Origin of the sequence: Burkholderia sp. AU31624 (assembly GCF_020420065.1) — a bacterium.
Lineage (GTDB): Bacteria > Pseudomonadota > Gammaproteobacteria > Burkholderiales > Burkholderiaceae > Burkholderia.
The window spans coordinates 212885-236217 of sequence record NZ_JAIZRT010000007.1 but is presented as its reverse complement, the minus strand read 5'-3'; the positions used below and the strand labels follow the sequence as shown (position 1 = coordinate 236217).

The following is a 23333-nucleotide window of genomic DNA, read 5'->3' as shown; positions in this document are numbered from 1 at the left end:
GGGTTCCTGGTTCGACGATTCGACGAGACGAGACGAGACGAGACGACACGAAACGATGCGGGCGGCCGCGCGGCCGCCCACGCTCAGAGGATGATTTCCTTCTTCAGGTACAGCCGCTCGGACTGGATGTCGTGCGCGTGACAGCGGGCGATCAGCTTGTCCGATTCGACGATCGGCAGCGACGTCGGCGCGTATTCGATGCTGGAGATGAACTTGAGCCACGGCTCCGCGCCCATCGCATAGACGAACACCTGGCGCGGCGCGAAGCACTCGACCAGCGGCCACGCGCGCGCGCAGTCGGAGCCGTTCAACCGGCGGTTCTGGTCGAACTGCCGCCCGAGCGGCTCGTTCAGCAGCGCGCCGTACAGCCAGGACATCGGCGCGCCTTCGCATTCCATGCCGATGAACAGCGTGCCGATCCGGCCGATGCGCTGCGCGATACGCTGGTACAGCTCCGGCTGCAGGTTGTTCGAGTCGGCCGCGAACAGCATGCTCTTGCCGTCCACCTTCAGCGCGAACGCCATCTTCGCGGCGATATGCAGATCGCCGTGCTCGCCGAGGAACGGCAAAGCCACGATCTCGCCGCCCGGCACGGGCACGCTGTCCAGCTCGCCGACCTCGACCACCCGCTCGAACCCGCACGCCTCGAGCGCGAGCCGGATCGACGGGTCCTGCAGGAACCCGCCGTGGCTGCGCGGCACCACCAGCGTGCCGATCCGGTGCCGCAGCTGCAGCAGGCTCTCGAGCACGATGTGATCCTGGTGGTTGTGGGTCAGCAGCACGTAGTCGATGCGCTCGGGCAGATCCGCGAACGTGAACGGATCGTCGCCCTGGCCGAGCGGATAGCCGACGATCGGATCGGTCAGCAGCGAAAATTCCGCGGTTTCGACCAGCACCGTCGCATGGTTGAAGTAGCGCACCCGCACCGGCTGCCCCGCACGCGCCGGCGCCGACGGCGGGCGCGGCGGCGGCGCGTCGGTAAACCACGTTTCGAGCGCCGCGCGCCGCTCGGCACCGCCCTCCGCGTGAACCAGCAGGCGATCGATCAGGTCCGGCGCGGCGCCCGCGTGGCGGGCCGCGAACAGTTCGTCGTACAGCACGTCGCGGAATGGCAGGCGGATCTGCACCATGTGCTCGTCGGGAAAGCGCGGCGTGCTGAGCATGAAGCTCCGGTCGTCGCTGGTCGCGAGGAAGCCGTTCACGCTCTGCAGCGCGTCGAGATAGCCGGCGCTGTCGTACAGCAGCCGCTCGAACAGCCGGTACGACGCGTGGCCGCGCAGGTCGTAGCCCAGCTCGACGACACCCTTCAACGGCTCGGGCACCCGCGCATACAGCGGCGACAGCGTGTCGCCGCCCCCTTCCCGCGCGAGCAGCTCGTCGAGCTCGCGCAGCGCGTCCGCCAGCGCCAGCAGCGGCGCGGCGCGCGTGCGGGTGTCGCGGATCAGCGCGTCGACCGCCGGCACGAGCTCCCGGCCGCCGTTGAGGAACGGCCCGCCGGCCATCTTCGCGGCGGAACGCCGGTGCAGCTCGGGTGCGCGGATGAAGGATTCCATGATGCGCAGGTGCACCTGCTTCATCACCAGCGCGCAGGTCGCCGGCTGCAGCAGGAACGTCCACGCATACCACTGATTGACCAGCGGTTCGAAGACGACGTTCGGTTTCAGGTAGATCGGGGTCATGTCAGGAATGATCGTGTTCGACTACGGGAACGGCGGCGTCGGCGACGAGCGCGAGCGCAGCCTCCATGTGCTCGCGCCACCGGCGCAGCAACCGTTCGGCGGTGGCGCGCGTGTGCACGGTGTCGCTGTAACGGCACTCGAACGTGAGTTCGCCGTCGCCCGCGACGCAGACGAGGTTCAGCAGGTGCGAACGTTGGTCGGTCGCCGCGCGGTCCGCGCCCACCGCCTCGGGCGCGGCGGAGAACCACGCGGAAGGGCGCGCGGCGGCCGCCGAGACGAAATCGACGCTGACCTGCGGCTGCACGCAGCGCCGCCACGCGTCGGCATCGACGCCGGCGGGCGGCGGCACGTCCGCGCCGCCCAGCGCGGCCGGCGGCAGCGCGGCGAGCGCCGCCTCCCATGCGCGCAGCGCGGCGACGCCCGGCGCGCCGGCGGGCTGCGGCAACAGCAACGGCACGTCGCAGACGAAGCAGCCGAGCGCGCGCTCGACCGCCGGCCCGTCGTCGAGCCAGTCGCGGCCGTGCCGGCCGAGATCCGCGACCACCGCGCCGCCCGCCCACTCGGTCAGCGCGCGCGCGGCCGCCGCGATGGCGACGGTGGCGGCTTTCACGCGCAGGCGCTGCGGCACGACGGTGAGCATCCGTCGCGCCGCGTCGCCCGTCAGCCGGTCGCGCACGACCTGCTGGCTGGCCTCCGCGTTGTCGCCGGGTGCCGCGTGCCGATCCCGCGGCAGCGCGACGTTGGCCGCCATCGACGCGAAGTACGCGGCGGTCTCGCCCGCCGCCCGCGCGGCGGCAATGCGCGCGTCCAGCGCACGCAGATAGGCCGGGTACGCGAGCGTCGGCGCGGCCAGTGCCGGCGCCCGGCCGTTCGCATGCGCCGCATATGCGTGGGCCAGGTCGTCCAGCAGCACCGCCCAGCCATGGCTGTCCGCCACCAGCCCGTGCACGACGAGCAGCAGCCGGTCGCCGGCCGCGCCGCACCGGTAGTGCGCGATCCGCACCAGCGGCCCGTGCGCGAGATCGAAGCCCTGCTGCAGCGTCGCGCCGTGCGCGGCGATGAAGCGGGCCGCGTCGTCCGCCGTGCCGAGGTCGTGGCTGCTGAAGCAGCGCTGCACGGCGTCCGCGTCCGCCGGCGCGATGCGGCCCGCCAGCGCGTGGGCATCGAATACGCAGCGCAGCCCCGGGTGCGCGTCGAGCAGCGAGCGGAACGCGGCCCGCAGCGCGTCGGCGTCGAGCGGCTGCGCCGCCTGAACGAGCAGCGAGCGGTTCCAGTGGTGCGCGTGCGGGCGCTGCAACACGCGCCGCTGATACGGCGTCAACGGGAACCCGGACGCGTCGTCCGCCTCCGGCCGCACCGCCAGCGGTCGCAGGCAATCGGCCAGGTCCGCGAGGGTCGAGGTCGAGAAGAAGTCCTGAGGGTCGACCGTCCAGCCCGCCCGGTTCAGTTGCGCGACGGCGCGCAACACCAGGATGGAGTCGCCGCCGAGCCCGAAGTAGTTGTCGTCCCGGCCGATCCGGTCCAGCCGCAGCACGTCGCGCAGCACCGCCAGCAGCGCGCGCAGCGGCGGCGCTTCGTCGCCGTCCGCGGCTTCGTCGGGCAGCACCGCCGTCGACACCCACTGGCGGTCGATCTTGTCACCGGACGTCTTGGGCAGCGACGGCACGATGGCCAGCGCATGCGGCACCAGGTGCGCCGGCGCCACGCGGCGCAACGCACGCAGCCGCGCGCGCGCCGCATCGCGTGGCGTGGCCGGCGCATCCGACGCGTCGGGACCCACGACGATGAACGCCTCCACGCGCGGCGCCGGCGCATCGGGCCCGCTCGACAGCCGCACCGCCGCCTCGCGCACGCCGTCCTGGTCGAGCAGCAGCGCCTCCACCTCGGCCAGGTCGACGCGAATCCCGCGCACCTTGATCTGGCGATCGCTGCGGCCGAGGTAGACCAGCGCGCCGTCCGCGTCGCGACGCACGAGGTCGCCGGTGCGATACATGCGCGCGCCCGGCTGGCCGGCGAACGGATCGGGCAGGAAGGCGGCGGCCGTCTGCCCGGGCCGGCCCGGATAGCCGCTCGCGAGCGCACTGCCGCCCAGGTAGAGCTCGCCGCGGCACAGCGGCGGCACCGGTTGCAGGTGCGCGTCGAGCACATAGGCGGTGGTGCCCGGCAGCGGCGCGCCGATCGGCACGTCGCGTTCGTCCGGGCGCGCGGCGGCCGGCACGTCGTGCACGACGGACGTGATCACGCTTTCCGTCAGCCCGTACGCGTTCATGAGCGCCACGCGGCCGCCCGTCACGGCGCGCCATGCCTGCACCGCCGCGAGCGGCACCGTCTCGCTGCCCGTCACGACCAGGCGCAGCCGCGCCGGCAGCGCGGCCTCGCCGAGCCGGATCGCACGCACCCATTCGCGCCAGAACGACGCGGGCAGGTTGAGCACGGTCGCGCGCCGCGCATCGAGCAGGTCGCTGAACGCACCGAGCGTCGGCCATGCCGCGCGGTCGAGCAACAGCAGGCAGGCGCCGGCGGACAGCGTCGTGAAAATCTCCTCGATCGACACGTCGAACACGAGCGACGAGAACTGCACGACGCGGTCGTCGGCGGTCATCCGGTACGCGGCGCACAGCGCCTGGATCTTGTGCGCGACAGCCCGATGACTGACGTCGACGCCCTTCGGCACGCCGGTCGAGCCGGACGTGAACAGCGTATAGGCGGCCTGCCGCGGATCGATGCACGCGGGCAGCGCGCCGGCGGGCGCGTCGCCCAGCGCGGCGAACGCGATCGCCGCGCATCCGGGCCATGCCGGCGCCGCCGCCGTGGCGTCGTGCACGAGCAGCACCGGCGCCGCCTGCGACAGGATCGCGTGCTGCCGCGCGGCCGGCGCGGCGGGATCGAGCGGCAGGTAGGTCGCCCCGGCGCGCAGCACGCCGAGCAGCGCCACCAGTGCGTCGAGCCCCGTCGGCAAGCACAGCGCGACGCGGTCGCCGGTGCGCACGCCGTGCGCGAGCAGCGCGCCCGCGACCCGGTCCACCCGGGCCCGCAGCGCCCCGTAGCTGAGCGTCTCGTGCGCGGTGGCGACCGCGGGCGCGGCGTTGCCGGCCGTCAGCGTGCCCGACAGCAGCGACACGAGGTCGGACGCCGCCCGCGCAGGCGCGTCGACGGTCCCGGACGCCGCCTGCCATGCCTGCCGCTGCGCGGCCGACAGCACGCCCGCGTCGCCCAGCGGCGCATCGTCCGGCAGCGTCAGCAGCAGGTCCAGCGCCGCGTGGAACTGTTCGACCACCTCGTCCGCCTCGCCCCGCTCCAGCGCGCCGTCGCGTGTCAGCAGCACGCCGCCGTAGCCCGCGCCGTCGCGATGCAGGTTCATCGTCAGGTCGTATTCGGTTTCCGTTTCCGGCGTGTCCTCGAACGCGACGTCCAGCGCACCGATCCGCACATGGCGAACCGGCGCCTCCTGCATCGAGAACACCACCTGGAACAGCGGCGTCAGCGACGCGTCGCGCGGGCCGGCGAAACGCTCGACCAGCTTTTCGAACGGATAGTCCTGATGCGCGTGCGCGGCCATCACGCAGTCGCGCACCCGTTCGATCCATGCCCGCGTGCTGCTGGCCGCCGGGAACGCCACGCGCAATGCGAGCAGGTTGACGAAAAAGCCGACGAGCTCTTCGGTGCGGCTCGACGCGCGGTTGGCGACCGGCGAGCCGACCACCAGGTCGCGCTGCCCCGTGCGCCGCGACAGCATCAGCAGGAACGCGGACAGGAACACGACGTACGGCGTCGTCCGCAAGCGCCGCGCCAGCGCGTCGACCTGCGCGGCGCGCCCGGCGTCCACCGCGACGCGGCCGCTGTGCGCGAGACGCCCGGGCGTGCGCGCGCGGCGTCGGTCGCCGCCGAGGTCGAGCACCGGCGCACCGTCCAGGTGCGCCCAGAACGCCTCGTGCGCCGCGTCGTGCCCGGCGGCGAACCGCGCCGCCTGCTCCTCGCTGTAGTCCGCGTAGTCCCACGCGGGCGGCGCGGCCTCCGGCGCGCGCCCCTGGCTCGCCGCGCCGTACAGCGACGCGAGATCCTGCGCGATCAGCCGGAACGACCAGCCATCGACGACGATGTGATGGAACGACATCAACAGGCACGCGCGGCGCGGCCCGAGTTCGAGTAGCCGCGCGCGGAACAGCGGCGGCCGCGCGAGATCGAACGGCTCCGCCCGCAGCGCGTCGCGATGCTGCGCGATGAACGCGCGCAGCGCGTCGTCCGTGTCGTCCGTGTCGCCGGTGTACGCATGGATCGACAGCGCGACCGCCGCGTCGGCGTGCACGTGCTGCTCGCCGCCGCCGTCCGGCCCCTCGTGGAACGACGTACGCAGCACCGGATGGCGCGCGACCAGCCCGCCGAGCGCCGCGTGCAGCGCGGCGCGGTCGACGTCGCCGTGCAGATGCAGGCATTGCGGCAGGTGGAAGACCGAACCGCCCATGCCGAGCCGTTCGAGCGTCCACAGCCGGCGCTGCTGGAACGACATCGGCGCGCGGCGCGGCCCGGCGGCCGGCGGGCCATCCGGCGTTGCCGCCCGCTCGGCGGGCTGCGCGGGTTCGGCCTGCATGCGAATCGCGCACGCCAGCCCGTCGATCGTCGGCGCACTGAAGAACGCCTCGAGCGTCAGCTCCGCATTCAGCCGCTCGTGAATCCGCGCGAGCACGCGCCCGGCCAGCAGCGAATCGCCGCCCAGCGCGAAGAAATCGTCGGTCGGCGTGATCCGCTCATGGCCGAGGCCTTCCGTCCAGATGCGCGTCAGCGCATGCCGCACGTCGTCGGTTTCGACCGCTGCGGCGCGCGGGGTGTCGACCGCAACCGGTGCAGCAACCGGTGCAACGGCCGGCGCCTGCGGCTGCGCGCGCTCGATGGGGCCGCCCTGCTGGGCCGGCAGCCAGTGGCGCGTGCGCTCGAACGGATAGCCCGGCAACGGCAGCCGCTTGCGGCGCTCGCCCGCGTACGCGTCGCGGCGCGTCAGTCGCGCGCCCTTCGCCCACAGCCGGCCGTAGCCGGCGAGCAGGGTCGCCATCGTGCGCGGCGCGCGCTCCGTGAAGCTGGCCAGCACCGCGTCGGCCGGCGCGCAGCGATGCGCGCGCACCAGCGCCGCCAGCACGTCGCGCGGGCCGATCTCGACCCACAGCGCGTCGCCCAGCGCCGCCAGCGTCCGCACGCCCGCCGAAAAACGCACGGTGCCGAGCACGTGCGCGGCCCAGTACGCGGGATCGGTGGCGCGCTGCGCATCCAGCAGCGTGCCGTCGAGGTTGGAGATCATCGGGATGCGCGGCGCGCGCAGCGTCATCGTCGCGGCATGCGCGTGCACGCGCGCGGCCGCGTCGGACATCATCGGCGAATGGAACGCATGCGACGACGCGAGCGGCGCATGCGCGACCCCCGCGTCGTGCAGGTGCGCCGCGAACGCGTCAACCGCGTCCACCGGGCCGGACACCACGCACTGCAGCGGCCCGTTGACCGCCGCGATGGCGAGCGTCGGCGGCAGCTGCGCGGCCAGTTCGTCCTCCGCGATCGATACCGACAGCATCGCGCCGGCCGGCTGCGCCTGCATCGCCGCCGCGCGTGCCGCCACGAGGCCGACCGCGTCGTCGAGCGAGAACACGCCCGCGCAGCACGCGGCGACCAGTTCGCCGAGGCTGTGGCCGATCAGGTAGTCCGGCGTCACCCCCAGCGCAGCCCACGCCTGATACAGCGCGTACTCGTACGCGAACAGCAGCGGCTGGACCAGCGCCGTGTCGGTGGTGCTCGCGTCGCCCAGCAGGTACGGTTCGAGCGCCAGCCCGGCCGCCCCCGCGAACCGCCCGCACACTTCGTCGAGCGCGGCGCGGAACACCGGGTGCTCGCGATGCAGGTCGCGCGCCATCCCGGCGGCCTGCGCGCCCTGCCCGGTGAACAGGAAAATCACCGGGCGCGCGTGCGGTGCGTCGCCGGTGGCCGGCCACTCGCCCGCGGCCAGCGCGTCGAGCGCCGTGTCGCGCGACTCGGCAATCACGAACGCACGGCACGCGTGATCCTGTCGGGCGGCCTGCAGCGTATGCGCGACGTCGGCCAGCGCCCATTCCGGGTGGCGGCGCCACGCGGCGGCGAGGCGGTCCGCCGCGCGCCGCAGCCCGTCCGGCGTGGCGGCGGACAGCCGCAGGCAATGCGCGGCGGCGGCCGTCGGCGCATCCGCCTCGGGCGGCGCGGCTTCCAGGATCACGTGCGCATTGGTCCCGCCGATGCCGAACGAGCTGACGGCCGCGCGGCGCGGCGTGCCGCCGTCCGGCCAGTCGGCCGCTTCCGCCGTGAGGCGGAAGGCCGCGTCGTCGAGTTCGAGCAGCGGGTTGGGCGTGTCGAAGTGCAGCGTGCCCGGCACCGTGCCGCGTTCGAGCGCGAGCGCCGCCTTGATCACGCCCGCGAGCCCCGCCGCGCTGTCCAGGTGCCCGACGCTCGTCTTGACCGCGCCGAGCAGGCGCGGGGCGCGGGCCGGGTGCTGGCCGTAGGTCGCCTTCAGCGCGGCCATTTCGATCGGATCGCCGAGCAGCGTGCCGGTGCCGTGCGTCTCGACATAGCCGACCGACGCGGCGTCCACGCCCGCGTCCGCCAGCGCGGCGCGGATCACCCGTGCCTGGCCCGCGGGGCTCGGCGCGGTGTAGCCGGCCTTGTCGTGGCCGTCGTTGTTGATCGCGGAGCCCTTGACGATCGCATACACGTGATCGCCGTCGCGGCGCGCACGATCGAGCCGCTTCAGCACCACCGCACCCGCGCCGCTGCCCTCGACGGTGCCGCTCGCGGCCGCGTCGAACGCGCGGCAATAGCCGTCCGCGGAAAAGATCCCGCCGGTGCGGTGCAGGTAGCCCGGCACGCCGTCGACGCCGATCGACGCCGCGCCCGCGAGCGCGAGTTCGCAGTCGCCCTGCGCGACCGCGCGCGCGGCCATGTGCAGCGCGACCAGCGACGTCGAGCATGCGGTGTTCAGCGTGACCGCGGGGCCGGTGAGGTTCAGCCGGTAGGCGATCTGCGTCGCGGGCTGGTTCAGCACGTTGATCTGGTACAAGCCGAGCGCGTCGACCGCGTCGCGGTTGCCGAGCACGTGGTTCGCGAGGTACTGGCTCGCGCCCACGCCGACGTAGACGCCCACGTCGCGCGCGAGCCCGGGCCCGGCATAACCGGCGTCCTCGAGCGCGCGGTAGCTTTCCTCCATCAGCTTGCGCTGCTGCGGATCCATGATCTCGGCTTCGCGCGGCGTATAGCCGAAGAACGCGGCGTCGAAACAGTCCGGATCACGAATCAACCCGCGCGCGGCGACGAAGCGCGGATTGGCGAGCAGGTCGTCCGGCACGCCGAGCGCGCGCAGCCGCGCGTCGTCGAGCCGGGTGATGCCGTCCTCGCCCGCGAGCAGCACGCGCCAGAACTGCTCGACGTCGTCCGCGCCCGACACGGCCGCGCTCATCCCGATGATCGCGACGTCGCGGCTGTCGACGGGCGATGCGCTCGCGGCGGCGGCCGCGCCGTCGGCATCCGCATCGGCCGACGACGCGCCGGACGCGGACAGCCAGCCGGCCAGCGTGCGAATCGTCGTGTAGCGGAACAGGTGATCGATGTCGACATCGCGGCCGAATTCGCGACGCAGCCGCGCCTGGCACTGGATCAACGCGAGCGAGTGGCCGCCGGCGTCGAAGAAGTTGGTGTCCGGATCGATCTCGGCGAGGCCGAGCACGTCGCGCCAGATCGCCGCGACCGCGCCCTCGGCATCGCCGGGCGTGCGGGGTGCGGGGCCGGCGGAATCGGTGGCGCCCGCCGCGTCGAGCGGCCAGTTGGCCAGCCGGAGACGATCGATCTTGCCGCTGCCGGTCATCGGCATCGCGTCGAGCACGACGATCCGGTCGGGCACCATGTACGGCGGCAGCGCCTGTTGCGCATGCGCCTTCAGCGCGCCGTCCGGCAGCGCGCCCGCCGCCTGCACGAACGCGCAGAGCACGGCGCCCGCGCTCCCCGAACGCGCGAGCACCGCGACCTTGGCGACCCCCGGATGGCGGCCCAGTACCGATTCGACTTCGCCCGTCTCGATGCGGAAGCCGCGCACCTTGACCTGCTGATCGTCGCGGCCCACGAATTCGAGGTCGCCGTGCCGATCGAAGCGGGCCAGGTCGCCGGTGCGATACAGCACGCGATCCGCATCGCCGGTCGCGTACGGATTCGGCACGAAGCGCTCCGCGCTCAGCTCGGGCCGGTTCAGGTAGCCCGACGCCAGCGCGCGCCCGGACAGGTAAAGCTCGCCGGTCACGCCGATCGGCAGCCGTGCGAGATCGGGCGCGAGGATATGCGTGCCGACGTCGCCCACCGCGCGGCCGATCAACACGGGGCCGCTCGCGCAGCGCCATACGGTTGCGTAGATGCTGGCCTCGGTCGGGCCGTAGGCGTTGAACAGCGGCGCATGCGGCAGCACGCGCGCCGCCAGCTCGACGGTCGCCGGCAGCAGCGGCTCGCCGGCGGCGAACACCGCGCGCAGCGGGCTCGCCGCGCCGGCGTCGAGCGACTGCAGGAACAGGTGCAGCATCGACGGCACGAAATTGACCACCGTCACGCGATGCTGCTCGATCGCGCGCTGCAGGTAGCGCGGATCGTACTGGCCGTCCGGCCGCGCGATCACGATCGCCGCGCCCTTCATCAACGGCCACAGCATTTCGGTGAGCGAAACGTCGAACGATTGCGCGGTCTTCCACAGCACGCGGTCGCCCGCGGCCAGCGGATACGTGCGGGCGAGCGCGTCGAACAGCGCGAGGATGCCCTCCTGGCGGCACAGCACGCCCTTCGGCGTCCCGGTCGAGCCGGACGTATAAAGGATGTAGGCCGGGTCGCCGGGGCTGACGCGCGGCGCGGCGGCCAACGCGGCCGGGCCCGCTTCCGCCAGCGCCGCCTGCTCGACGAAGCGCACGCCGCACGCGCGCAGGCAGGCGGGCGCGGCGGCATCGCCGACGATCGCCACCGGACGCGCGTCATCCACCATGAAGCGATGGCGCGCTTCCGGCAACGCGGGATCGAGCGGCAGATACACGGCGCCGATCCGGAACAGCGCGAGCACGGTCCGCAGCGTCGCCGCCGTGCGGCCCGCGCACACCGCCACGACGTCGCCCTGCCGCACGCCCAGCGCGACGAGCGCGGCGGCGTGCCGGTCGCACTGTTCGAGCAGCGCCGCATAGGTCGTTTCGCCCGCGTCGTCGATCAGCGCGACGGCGTCCGGCGCGGCGGCCGCGCACGCGGCGAGGCGCTCGCCGACGCTCGCGCCGGCCGGCCGCCCCGGCTTCGGCGCCGCCCAGTCGTCGAGCCGCGCGAGCATGGCAGGCAGCAGCCACGCCGCCGCGGGTGCGCCGGCAAGCCGCCGCAGCGCTTCGTGCTGCGCGTGCGCGATGTCTTCCGCGTCGGCGCGCCGCAGGCTGTCGGCCCGGTAGCCGACGATGCAACGCAGCCGCTGGTCGCTCGCGGAGACGGAAAAATCGACCTGCACCGGAAAGCTGTTGACCGCATGGCCGTCGCGGCCCGCGAGCATCCGCACGTCCGCGTCGTCCAGCTCGCGCAGCACGTGGAAGCTCGTGAAATTGAACAGCACCTCACCCAGCTCGATCCCGCCGTTGTCCTGCCGGATCTGCTGCGACGGATAGAAGCGGTGCCGGAAAATGCCCGACTCGATCTCGAACACCTGCCGCACCTGCGCGACGGGCGATGCCGCGCCGTCGAGCGCCGCGCGCACCGGCACCGAATTCAGGAACAGCCCGACCGCACGCGCCGCATGCTCGGTCTCGGGCCGCACGTGCGTCACCATCGACGTCAGCACGTCGCGCCGCCCGCTCAACGCCTGCAGCGCGCGCAGGTGGGCAGCGAGCAGCACGCTCTTGAGCGGCACGTTCGCGTCGCGCGCGAGCGCGCGCAGCGCCGCCTCCAGCTCGGCGGAGACCCCGACCTCCAGGTAATCCACCCGTTCGTCCGCCGCGTCGCCTGGCAGCGGCGCGCGGCGCAGCGACAGCGCCTGCGCGCCGTCGAGCTGGCCGCGCCAGAAATCGCGCTGGGCCGGATCGGCGAGCGCGGCCTGTTCCAGTTCGATGAAATCCCGGTAACCGGCCTGCACCGGCTCGTCGTCCCGCGGGTTCCGCGCGCCCGTCAGGCCCGCCGTGTAGAGCCGGATGAATTCGGCGGTCAGCGCGGCCTCGCTCCAGCCGTCGAGCATCGCGTGATGGAAGCTCCACACCAGCTTGAAGCGCTGCGCCGCCAGCTTGAACACGAAGCAGCGAAACAGCGGCGCGGCGGCGATGTCGAACGCGGCGAACCGCTCGCCGTCCATGAACGCGGCGATCCGGGCGGCCTGCGCCGCCGCGTCGAGCGCGGTCAGGTCGGTGACCGTCAGCGGAATGCGCGCCGTGTCGAACACGAGCTGCAGCGGCACGCTGAACCCCTCCATCCGCAGCGCGGTGCGCAACGCCGGATGGCGGGCCGACAGCCGGTCGAGCGCATGGGTAAGGCACGCTTCGTCGTACGCATACGCGACCTCGTAGCCGATCACGTCGTGGTACACGCTCGAGCGCTCGTGGCGCAGGCCGTGATAGAGCATCCCCAGTTGCAGGCGGCTGAGCGGATACGCGTCGACGACGCCGGCCGGCAGCCGCGCGCGGTCCGCTTCGCTCGTCAGCGGCGCCCGGGCGACCGCGGCCTCGGCCGGCGCAACTGCAACGGCGCCTGCCCCCGCGCCGCGCTGCCGCTCGATGTGCTCGCCCAGCGTCCGCACGCTCTGGTGGACGAACAGGTCCTGGATCTCGAATTCGAGCCCGTGGCGCTGCGCCTGCGCCTTCAGCCGGATCGCCAGCAGCGAATCGCCGCCGAGATCGAAGAAGCCGTCGTCGAGGCCGAACCCGCTGCGGCCGAGCACGTCTTCCCACAGCGTGCGCAGCACGCGCTGCGTGTCCGTCAGCGTCTCGGGCGCCGCGTCGGCGGGCGCTTCGGCCGGCGTGAGCCGCGCGAGCGCGGCCCGGTCCACCTTGCCGTTCGCCGTCAGCGGAATGTGCGGCACCGCGTGGAAGCGCGCCGGCACCAGATGATCCGGCAGCGACGCCCGCAACTGCGCGCGCAGGCCGGCTTCGTCCGGCACGTCCGCGCCCGTGCCCGGGCTTGCGGTCCAGTACGCGACGAGCTGCTTGTCGCCCTGCGGCGTCGCATCGACCGTCACGACGGCGGCTTGCACGCCGCGGCACGCGGCCAGCGCCGCCTCGATTTCCGCCGGCTCGATCCGGTAGCCGCGCAGCTTCACCTGCCGGTCGCGCCGGCCGAGGTAATGCAGCGCGCCGTCATGCGCCCAGTAGCCGACGTCGCCGCTGCGGTACATGCGGGCGCCCGGCTCGCCGCCATGCGGATCGGGCACGAACGCGGCCGCGGTCAGGTCCGGCCGGTTCGCGTAGCCGTGCGCGACGCCGGGCCCCGCGATGTAGAGGTCACCCGCCGCGCCGGCCGGCAGCGGATTCAGGTCGTCGTCGAGCACGTACACCGACGTGCCCTGGATCGGCATGCCGATCGGCACCGTGCGCCCGGCCGCCAGCGCGCCGCGCACCGGGTACGCGGTGGCGAAGGTCGTGGTCTCGGTCGGCCCGTAGCCGTTGACCACCTGGCCGCGTTCCAGCAGCGCGCGGGCGCGCGCCACGTGCGGCAGCGACAACACGTCGCCGCCGCAGACGAGGTAGCGCAGCTGCCGCAGCGCGTCCGGCGCGTGATCGACCATCGCCGCGAACAGGCCGCTCGTCAGCCACAGAATCGTCACGCCCGCGTCGACCAGCAACGGCCCGAGCTGGTCGAGCGACGCGTCGCGCCCGACCGGCACGACGAGCGACGCGCCGTTCAGGAGCGCGGTCCAGATCTCGAACGTCGACGCGTCGAATGCCGTCGGCGCGAACTGGAGGAACACGTCGTCCGGCGTCACGTCGAGATAGGCCGGCCGGTAGGCGAGCCGCAGGATCGCCTGTTGCGGCACGATGACGCCCTTCGGACGATCGGTGGTGCCCGACGTGTACATCAGGTACGCCGGCATCTGCGCCGGCAGCCCGCTCGCGACGAACGCGCCGTCGCGCGCGGCGATCTCGTCGTCGTGGTCCTCGAGGACGATCAGGTTCAGATAGCCGTCGCGCAGTGCATCGGTGCGCGCCACCACGTTCTCGCGCGTGACGATCACGCTCGCCTGGCTGTCGTCGATCAGGAATCGCAGCCGGTCCGCCGGATAGCGGCTGTCGAGCGGCACATACGCGCAGCCCGCGTTGAGCACCGCCAGCATCGCGACGATCAGCTCCGCGCCCGGCTCGAGGCACAGGCCGACGGTCGAGCCCGGCGACACGCCGAGATCGCGCAAGTGATCCGCCAGCCGGTTCGCGCGGACGTTCAGTGCGTGGTAGTCGAGCATCGCGTCGCCGTGGCGGATCGCCGTGCGGCCCGGATGCTGCCGCGCGAGCGCGTCGATCACCGCGCCGATCGAGTCGGGCAGCGGCTGGCCGAGCGGCCGGCTCTGCCAGCCGCGCAGCGCGTCGAGCGTGGCCGCGTCGCCGCGCGCGAGCGTGCCGAACGGCGCGTCCGGCTGCGCGGTCAGTGCGTCGAGGTACTGCGCGTAGGTGCGCGACAGCCGCTCGATATCGGCGGCCTCGAACAGATCGGTGCGGAACACCGTGCAGCAGCGCACGCCGTCGGACGTCAGCTCGGCGAACAGCGTCAGGTCGAACTGCGCGTAGCGGTACAGGTCGTCGCGCACCGTCATCGCCGGCATCCCGGCCGGCGTCGCCGGCTCGGCGGCGCCGAGCACCGCGCCTTTCGTGTCCTGCAGCACGAAGTTGACCTGGAACAGCGGGCTGCGCGCGGCATCGCGCGCGACGCCGACCTGCTCGACCACCTGGTCGAACGACACCGCCTGATGCCGCAGCGCGTCGGCGACGGTGTCGCGCTCGCGCTCGACCAGCGCGGCGAACGTGCCGCAGCCTTGCCGCGCGGTGCGCAACGCGAGCAGGTTCGCGAAGAAGCCGACGATGCGCTCGCTGCCCGGATGCACGCGGTTCGACGCGGTCGTGCCGATGCAGAAGTCGTCCTGGCCGGCGTAGTCGCCGAGCAGGCACCGCCATGCGGCCAGCATCACGGTGAACAGCGTGCCGCCCTGCCGGCGCGCCAGCGCCTCGGCCCGCGCGCGCACGGCGGCGGGAATCGTGAAGAACACCAGTTCGCCGTCGTGCGCGCGCCGCGGCGGGCGCGGCAGCGCGAACGGCAATTCGAGCGTCGTCGCGCCGGCCAGCCGGCCCTGCCAGTAGGCGAGGCTCGGCGCGCTGTCCGCGGCGCCGCGCGCCTGCTGCCACAGCGCATAGTCCGCATAGTGCGGCTCGTCGTCGGCCGGCGGCTCGAGCTCGCGGCCCGCCAGCCGCGCCGCGTAGGCCCGCCACCAGTCGGCCAGCATCAGTTCCAGCGACCACCCGTCGACGATCAGGTGATGGGCGGTCAGCACGAGAATCTGCCGGGCGTCGCCGACACGATGCAGCGACACGCGCAGCAGCGGCCCGTGCGCCAGGTCGAACGGCTGCGCGATTTCGGCGGTGATCGCGCGGGCGATGTCCGCGTCGGTCGCGCCCGCCGCGTGACGATGGACGGGCAGCGCCGGATCGAGCTCGGGGTGCACACGCTGGTACAAGCCGCCGGCGCGCGCGTCGAACGTCGTGCGCAGCGCCTCGTGCCGCGCGACCACGTCGCACAGCGCCGCCCGCAACGCCGCTTCGTCGAGCGTGCCCGCGATCTCCAGCACGTGCGGCACGTGGAAATGGCCAGCGCCGCCGCTGATCGCCATCTGCACCCACATCCGCACCTGTTCCGCCGACGCGGGCAGGTCCGCCGGCCGCGCCTGGCGGGTAATCGCGTCGCGGCTGCCCGCGCCACGCTGCCTGCCGAACGCTTCGAGCAATTGGCGACGCTTGTTTTCGGTGGAATCGTTATGCGACATCAAACCAGCTCTCCCGACGATGAAAACAGTGTGAGTAGTTCGTCCATGTCGTCCGGCGCGAGGCGATCGAGCAGCGCGTCGAGGCGGTCCTCCCGCTGGGCCTTCTGGCCGAGCGCGACCAGCACCTGGGCGCTGAACCGGTCGAGCTGCGGTGCGCCGAACAGCAGCGGCGGCGACAGCAGCAGCCCGTAGCGCCCATTGAGACGCGCGATCAGCTGGATCGCCTGCACGGAGCTGCCGCCGAGCATGAAGAAGTGATCGTCCGGCCCGATGTCGGCGACGTCGAGCACGGCCGACCACTCGGCGGCGACCTCGGCCTGGAACGGTGTCTTCGCACGCACCTCGGCGCCGCGCGCGCGCGTCTCGAGCGCCGCGTCGGCGAGCTGGGCCAGGCGCTTGCGGTCGATCTTGCCGGCCGGCAGCAGCGCGATGCGCTCCACCACGTCGATGCGCGCCGGACGCATCGATTCGGGCAGCCGCGCGGCCAGCTCCGTGTGCAGCGCGTCCACCGGCCAGCTGTCCCACGCCGCGGCCGGCTCGACGAACGCATGCAGCAGCCGCACGCGCCCGTGCACCCGCACCGGCACCACCGCGCACTGCGCGATGCCCGGCAGCGCCAGCAGGCACGCCTCGATCTCGCGCAGTTCGATCCGGTTGCCGTTGAGCTTGACCTGCTCGTCGCGCCGGCCGAGGTAATGCAGTTCACCGTGCTCGCCGAACATCGCGATGTCGCCGGTGCGGTACATGCGCGCGCCCGCACGGCCCGCGTACGGATCGGGCACGAAGCTCGCCGCGGTGAGATCCGGGCGGCCGACATACCCTTGCGCGAGCCCCGCGCCGCCGATGTACAGCTCGCCCGCGCGGCCGGGCGCGCAGGGCTCGAGGCCCGCGTCCAGCACGTACAGCGACACGTTGTCGATCGGCCGGCCGATCGGCACGCCGGCGCGCGCGTGGGCCTCGCCCGGCGCGCAATGCCACACGCTCACGTCGATCGCCGCCTCGGTCGGCCCGTACAGGTTGGCGAGCCGCACGCCCGGCAACAGCCGGTGGAAGCGCTCGGCCTGCTCGGCGAGCAGCGCCTCGCCGCTGCAGACGACCAGCGCGAGATCCGGGAAGCGCTGCCCGGGCACCGCGTCCAGGAACGCGTTCAGCATCGAGGGCACGAAGTGCGCGACCGCGATGCGCGCGTGGCGCAGCAGCGCCGCCAGCCCGGCCGGGTCCTTGTGCAGCTCCGGCGGCGCGATCACCAGCGCATGCCCGCTCTGCAGCGTCCACAGGAATTCCCAGACCGACACGTCGAAAAAGTACGGCGTCTTCTGCAGCACGCGCACCGGCGCGGCGTCGGCGAGCAGCGAGCCGTGCCAGTCGAGCCGGTTGACCAGCGCGCGATGCGTGTTGGCGACGCCCTTCGGCGCGCCGGTGGAGCCGGACGTGTAGATCACGTAAGCGATCCCGTCCGGGTGCAGGCGCCGCGCCGGCAGCGGCTCGGCGGCGAGCCACGCCGCCCGGTCGTCCAGCGCCTGCCGCGCGGCCGGCCCGGCGGGCAGGCGCGCCAGCAGGTGCCGCTGCGTGAGCAGCAGCGCGAGCCCGGCATCGTCGACGATGCGCCGCAGCCGCTCCGGCGGCGCGGCGGGATCGAGCGGCACGTAGGCCGCGCCCGCGCGCAGCACCGCGACGATCGCCAGCACCATTTCCGTCGAGCGCTCGCAGCACAGCCCGACGAGGGCCCCCGGCGTCACGCCGCGCGCCGCGAGAAAACCCGCAAGCCGGGCCGACAGCGCATCCAGTTCGCGATAGGTCAGCTGCTCCGCGCCGAACTGGACGGCCGGCGCATCCGGCGTCGCGGCGCACTGCGCGGCGAAGCGGGCCGGCCAGTCCGTCGCGTCGAGCGGGCGCGCGGGCCCGTGCCAGTAGCGCGCGAGCCGCGCGCGCTGCTCCGGCGCCAGCAGGTCGACCGCGAGCGCGGGCTGCGCATCGTCGTCCAGGTACGCGCGCAGCAGCCGGCCGAAGGACGCGGCGAACTCGCCGATCCGCGCCGCCGGCACGCGGCCCGTGTCGTATTCGAGATTCACGTGCAGGCCGTCGGGCGTCAGCTGATACGCGAAGTTCAGGTCGAACGGCCGCTCGGCGGCGACCGCCGGCAGCAATTCCGCTTGCACGCCGTGGAAGGTGAGCGGGGCGTCCTGCACGAAGAACGCTTCCGTCACGCCGACGTTGAAGACGGGCGCATCGGCCAGCGAGCGCGTGCGCCGCAGCGCCGTGACGAGGTCGGTCAGCGACAGCTGCTGATGGCACTTGGCCTCCGCACGCTGGGCGGTGGTGCGCGCGACGATGTCGATGAACGTGTCGCCCTGCCGCAGCGAAAAGATCATCGGCAGGTTGTTCACGAAGCATCCGCTGGCATCGCGAAAACCCGGCGAGCGCATGTTGACGGGATAGGTCACGACCAGCTCGCGCACGTCCTGCCAGCGGGCCAGCGCGATCGCGAACAGGCTCGACAGCACGAGAAACGGTGTCGAGCGGCTCGCGCGGGCACGCGCGCGCAGCCGGCGCGTGATGTCCGCGTCGAAGCGCAGCCGGTGGATGCGCCCCTCGCCCGGAGCGGCCGATGCCGCTGCCGATGCCGCTGCCGCCGCCTCGAACTCGAACCCGAGCGGCGCGTGCGCCAGCGCACCGAGCCAATAGGCGAGGTCGTCGTCGTAGCGCGGCGACGCGCGGTACGCGGCTTCGAACGCGAGCTGCTCGCCGAAACCGCGCAACGTGCGGGCGGGCGCCGGGCCCACGCCGAGCGCGTGGTTGTACAGCGCCGTCAGCCGCTGGTTGATGTACACCGCCGAAAACGCATCGGAGATGATGTGCGGAAAGCTGAGCACGAGCCGGTGCACGTCGGCCTCCTCGCGCAACAGCGCGAAGCGAAACAGCGGCGCGTCGTCGAGCGCGAACACGTGCGCCGCGCGCGCGGCGATCCATGCGTCGGCCTCGGCGGCGTCCAGCGCCGGCGCCGCCCGCGCGTCGCGGTAGTCGAGCGCGACCGTCATGCGGTCGTGCACGTCCCGCACCACGCCGGCATCGCCCATCCGGAACGTGCTGCGGCATCCTTCGTCATGCTCGTGGACGAACGCATCCAGTGCACGCCGCAGCGCGTCGCGATCCAGCGGACCCGACAGGCGGTAGACGAGCGCGGTCGTGTAGGCCGACGAGTGCGGATTGAGCTGCCACTCGAGCCAGAAGCGGTACTGATAGGCTGAAAGCGAAGTGGTACGCATGGTAGCCCCTGTCTGGATGCATGAAGGACGTGAAGGACATGGAGGACGGCGCGGCGGGTCGCGCCCGGCGCGCCGCGCCTCAACGGACCGCGTGGTCCGCGACGTCCGGTGCCGCGAAGTGTTCGGCGATGCAGTGGCGCAGCCGCGGCCCGAACACGGCGGCGATGTCGTCGGCCGAGTACGGCTCGATGGCGTCGTCGATGCCGAGCGTGCGATCCACTTCCTGCTGGAGCCGCGTGAAGATCCGCTGCGCGGCGCGCTCGTCGTGCAGGTACGTATTGAGCGCATCCGCCGTCGCCCGCGCCGCCGCCGCGTCGAGCCCGTGCGCCGCGAACGCGTCGGCCGACCATGCGCCAGCGTCGCGCGGCGCATCGCGCATCGCGTCGATCTCCGCCAGCAGCGCCGGCCCGTGCGCGCCGAGCGTGGCCACGCACATCCGGTCCGCCGCGGCGACGAGCTGGTTCAGCCCGGCCGTCATCTGGCGCAGCACCGTCCCCGCCGGCCATTGCCGCGCACGCGCGATCTCGGCCTCGTCGCCCTGCAGCAGCATCGTCAGATCCTCGCGGGCGATTTCGTGCGCGAGCGGGCTCGTGTGTTCGGTGGACCAGTCCTCGAAGCGCGCCAGCGCGTCGCGGAACGCGTGCGTGCGCGCGTGCCCGGGCACCGCGTCGAGCGCGACGATCAGCGCGCGCAACTGCTGCGCCGCACGCACCGCGAACAGGTATTTTTCGGCTTCGAGCTTCAGGAACGCCGCCGCGTAGCGGTAGAAGCCGGGCTCGGCCGCGCTCGCTTCGGCGCCCGCCAGCGGCGCCGGCTCGATCATCGCGCGATAGGCCTGCTCGACCATCGTCTGCGGCCCCGCGCATACCGAGTTGCGGCCGACGAGCAGGCCCGCCGCCTCGGCGACCAGGTAATACGCGTCGCTGGCGAGGCACGGCGCGGCCGGATCGCCGCCCGACGCCATCCGCTTGATCAGCGAGATATGCACGATCCGGTGCATGCCGAGCGAGATCCGGTAGATGATCGACGGCACGACGGGAATGGCATCCGGGTCGGCCGGCTGCTCGCGCCGGCGGATCAGGTACGCGGGCAGCAGCTGGCACAGCTTGCTGATGAACCACAGGTCGAGCATCGACACCGCGCCGTCGTGGCCGCGCAGGCGGCAATACCCGTCGCGCAGCGTCGAGATGGTCGGCAGCACCAGATGCCAGTGGTTCGCGAACTGCCGCAGCGACGAGATGTTCATCGGCAGCGCGTGATGAAACCGGCTGCCCTCGTACTCGCAGCGCGCGGCTTCGATCTCGATGCCGTCGCGCGCGTCGGCCGGCGCGATCTCCTCGCCGAGCGGGCGAAAGAAGCTGTCGCGATACGCGACCATCGAGCCCAGCATCGAGCGCCAGTAGAACTCCGGTTTGTCGAGCGCGCGCGGCCCGTGATAGCCGGTCGCGTACAGCGCATCGATGACGGTGAAATCAAACTCGTTCTGCATCATGGCTTCCTGGAGAGACACGGCCGCCGGCGCGGCGGCCCGATAGAACGAACGGCGTGGCGCCGGCGCGTCAGCGCGGCATCGACATCGGCTTGCCGGCCGTGCCAGCCGCGCGGCCCCACCGGCGCGCGAGCGCCTGCCACAGGCTCGCGAGCTCGACCCGGCAGAAGGTCCGCACGGCGCGGGGCGACCACCACCAGTAATTCACGTTGATCGAATCGCTCAGCGATTCCACGTAGTGCCACCAGCCGGGCGGCAGGTACAGCACCTCGCCCGCCTCCAGCACGAAGTCGTGGCGCGGCGCCGACTGCACGCGCGGAAACCGCACCGGGTCCGGATCGCTCATGTCCACCGGGCTGAAGATCACCGGCAGGTCGCGGCGCTGCCGGTAATACACGTTGGCGGACTGCCCCGGCGCGAACAGCACCCAGCGCTTGCGGCCGTACACCTGCACGTTCAGGTTCTCGTGCCGGTCGAAATGCATCGGCGACGAGATCCCGGCGGGGCCGAGCCAGAAGCCCGGCCGCAACACCAGCCTGCGCCGCAGCCAGTGCGGCATCCAGCCGGGAAAGCCGTGCTGCTCGTGCAGCGGCGCGATGTCGTCCTTCAACGCCGGCGCCGTCGAATAGATCGCCGCGTAGGTGATGTACGCCGTGCGGGCGCTGCCCTGCGCCTGCATCGCCCGGATCGTTGCGCCGAGGCGTGCGGTCTCGTAGCGGCGCGCGCCCAGGTACAGGTCCGGCTGCGTCGGCGTCGGCGACAGCTGCGAGGTCTCCACCGTGATCTCGTGCTCGCCGTAGCGCTCGACGAAGAAATCCGGCGTCCAGCGCGTGCGCGCGGGCCAGGCTTCGATGAAGCCTTCCAGCACGGCCGGATGCTTCAGTCCGGCCAGAACGTCGCGCATGCTGCGGCTGCCGTCGTAGCGAATCCGCGGCATCGGCACAATCTTGCTGCCAGTCATCGTGGGGCTCCTGTCGACGGGAAGAAAATCAGGACACCTGCCAGTCGCCGTGGTGACGCAGCACGTCTCCGGGCAGCCAGCGAATCACGCGGGTGGCGCCGCCGAGTGCGCCGATGCGCGCGTCGATCTGGTCGAGCGTGTCGGCTTCCGCGGGCTCGCCGTTGATCCAGCCGATGTCGCCGATCTCGGTGGCGATGCCGCAGAACCCGTTCGCATACGGCGCGAACGCGCGCGCGCCGGCGCGTGCGCAGAGCTCGCCGATGCCGTCCGGGCCGAGCGTGATGGACGGGCCGTCGCCCGCCTCCGCGATGCGCGGCAGGCGTTGCAGCTCGGTCATCGGCAGCACCATCCAGAACGTGAACAGGCCCTGCCAGAACGGCGCCTTGCGCAGTTCGCGGCAGCAGCTCAGGACCAGGTCGGGCCGGCCGCGACGGGCGACCGACTGGTCGATCACGTCCATCACCGAGCCCTTCGCATCCTCGCCGCTGTCGACGAGCAGGATCACCGAGAACTGCGGCGTCGTGACCCGGTAGCAATTGCCCCAGTTGCGCACGTCGTGCGGCGGCACGGCCGCGCCGATGGTCGGCTGCTCGCCGTAGAACGGCAGGATGTCGATCTCGATGTCGCCGATCCGCACCGTCTCGCCCCAGCCGGGCGCGAGCACCGTCTGCCCGACGTCACGCAGCGACTGCTGCATGTCGTCCTGCGCCAGCAGCGATGCGACCGGGATGCGCGGCACGATGACGGGCACCGATCCGTCGCCGCCGTGCCGCAGGATCGTCGGGACATGCCAGTGGTCGAGATGGCCATGCGTGACGAGCATGCCGTCGATCCGCTGGCCCAGGTTGGACGGCGCGCGATCGAGATCGGGCAGGCCGACGTTGCCGCCGATCGCGAGGCTGATCGGGTCGGTCAACAGGCGGGTGGTGTCGGAGGCGATCAGCAGCGACGCGTGTTCGAGCCGCTGGATGCCCGGGCCGTCGAACGCCGGCCATGCCAGCGCCGCGTCGCCCGCGGGCCGTTCGCAGCCGAGCAGGCGGGGATCCGCGTACAGCGCGGACAGCGGCTGCCAGTGGTTGCGCTGCAGCGCGTCGCGCAGCGCGTTCGCGAGTTGCGGCACGTCGCCGGCGGCAGTGTCGAGCACGATCGGCTCGCCGTGCCGCGGCGCGAGCGCGAGCGTCCAGCGGTCGCGCTGCTGATGCAGATCGTAGAGCAGCGCGCGGCTCGCGATACAGCCGCCGGCCGCCACCGAATCCGGATCGAACAGCTCCTCCAGGAACGGATAGCGCGCAATCGCATCGCGCAACAGCGCGGCGCAGGCGGCCGGCTCGAATTTCGCTGCCATGAATTGCTGCATGAGCGCGTCCTGCTGCTCGATCAGTCGGCCCAGGTCATGCGCGCGCGAAGCCAGAATGCCTGTATTGAGGAAGACCCCCAGGCGATCATCGACAGACATGGTGTGTTTACCCTCGGATTCTCTCGGCGAAACGCTGCATGCGCCCGCGCGCCCCGTCATCGGGCCGCGAGAGGCCGCATCGTTCCTTTATCTTTTATTGCGCCGTGCGTGGCGCGACGCGTCGACCGTCAGGCCGACAGCGCGACCCGGACGCTCAATGGCCGCATGTCGGTCCAGTTGGCGTTGATCCATTCGAGACAGGCGTCCCGGGTTCCCGACGGGCCCGCCGCCCGCCAGCCGTCCGGCACGAGCTTGTCGTCCGGCCAGATCGCGTATTGTTCCTCGTGATTGACGACCACCTTGAAAATGGCGTCGTGGTTCGGCATTTCGGCTTCCATGTCTCTCTCGTTTCAATAATCGATCAAGCGTGTCACACGCATAACATGATTCGATATTTCCATAAAAACAGCACGCCCAGCCATGCCGGGTAACGATGCAAGCACTTTGAAATCGAAGCGAGCAGACTTT

7 protein-coding genes are annotated in these 23333 nt (G+C 72.5%); all 7 read right to left on the bottom strand.

Annotation, left to right across the window (positions count from 1 at the left end):
• Positions 1-83 precede the first annotated feature (83 nt).
• Positions 84-1679, bottom strand: coding sequence for an MBL fold metallo-hydrolase (locus tag LGM89_RS25555; protein WP_226274330.1), 1596 nt, complete (start codon positions 1677-1679; stop codon positions 84-86).
• Between the two features lies 1 nt (position 1680).
• On the bottom strand, positions 1681-15693 hold the full coding sequence (locus tag LGM89_RS25550) for a non-ribosomal peptide synthetase/type I polyketide synthase (protein ID WP_226274329.1): 14013 nt from the start codon (positions 15691-15693) through the stop codon (positions 1681-1683).
• Positions 15693-18959, bottom strand: a complete 3267-nt coding sequence (locus tag LGM89_RS25545; RefSeq protein WP_226274328.1) for a non-ribosomal peptide synthetase — start codon at positions 18957-18959, stop codon at positions 15693-15695. The genes LGM89_RS25550 and LGM89_RS25545 overlap by 1 nt, the downstream gene beginning before the upstream one ends.
• A gap of 79 nt (positions 18960-19038) precedes the next feature.
• On the bottom strand, positions 19039-20448 hold the full coding sequence (locus tag LGM89_RS25540) for a hypothetical protein (RefSeq protein WP_226274327.1): 1410 nt from the start codon (positions 20446-20448) through the stop codon (positions 19039-19041).
• 70 nt (positions 20449-20518) lie between these two features.
• Positions 20519-21409 (bottom strand): cupin-like domain-containing protein, encoded by an 891-nt coding sequence (locus LGM89_RS25535; RefSeq protein WP_089476359.1) that lies wholly within the window; start codon positions 21407-21409, stop codon positions 20519-20521.
• A 28-nt stretch (positions 21410-21437) separates the two neighbouring features.
• On the bottom strand, positions 21438-22865 hold the full coding sequence (locus LGM89_RS25530; RefSeq protein WP_206148672.1) for an MBL fold metallo-hydrolase: 1428 nt from the start codon (positions 22863-22865) through the stop codon (positions 21438-21440).
• A gap of 128 nt (positions 22866-22993) precedes the next feature.
• Positions 22994-23203, bottom strand: coding sequence for an MbtH family protein (locus LGM89_RS25525; RefSeq protein WP_226274326.1), 210 nt, complete (start codon positions 23201-23203; stop codon positions 22994-22996).
• Positions 23204-23333: the final 130 nt, after the last annotated feature.

What these genes read in the sequence shown, in the direction of transcription:
- LGM89_RS25555 (WP_226274330.1), bottom strand. Translation starts at nt 1,679, where the DNA reads ATGACCCCGATCTACCTGAAACCGAACGTCGTCTTCGAACCGCTGGTC.
- LGM89_RS25550 (WP_226274329.1), bottom strand. Translation starts at nt 15,693, where the DNA reads ATGTCGCATAACGATTCCACCGAAAACAAGCGTCGCCAATTGCTCGAA.
- LGM89_RS25545 (WP_226274328.1), bottom strand. Translation starts at nt 18,959, where the DNA reads ATGCGTACCACTTCGCTTTCAGCCTATCAGTACCGCTTCTGGCTCGAG.
- LGM89_RS25540 (WP_226274327.1), bottom strand. Translation starts at nt 20,448, where the DNA reads ATGCAGAACGAGTTTGATTTCACCGTCATCGATGCGCTGTACGCGACC.
- LGM89_RS25535 (WP_089476359.1), bottom strand. Translation starts at nt 21,409, where the DNA reads ATGACTGGCAGCAAGATTGTGCCGATGCCGCGGATTCGCTACGACGGC.
- LGM89_RS25530 (WP_206148672.1), bottom strand. Translation starts at nt 22,865, where the DNA reads ATGTCTGTCGATGATCGCCTGGGGGTCTTCCTCAATACAGGCATTCTG.
- LGM89_RS25525 (WP_226274326.1), bottom strand. Translation starts at nt 23,203, where the DNA reads ATGGAAGCCGAAATGCCGAACCACGACGCCATTTTCAAGGTGGTCGTC.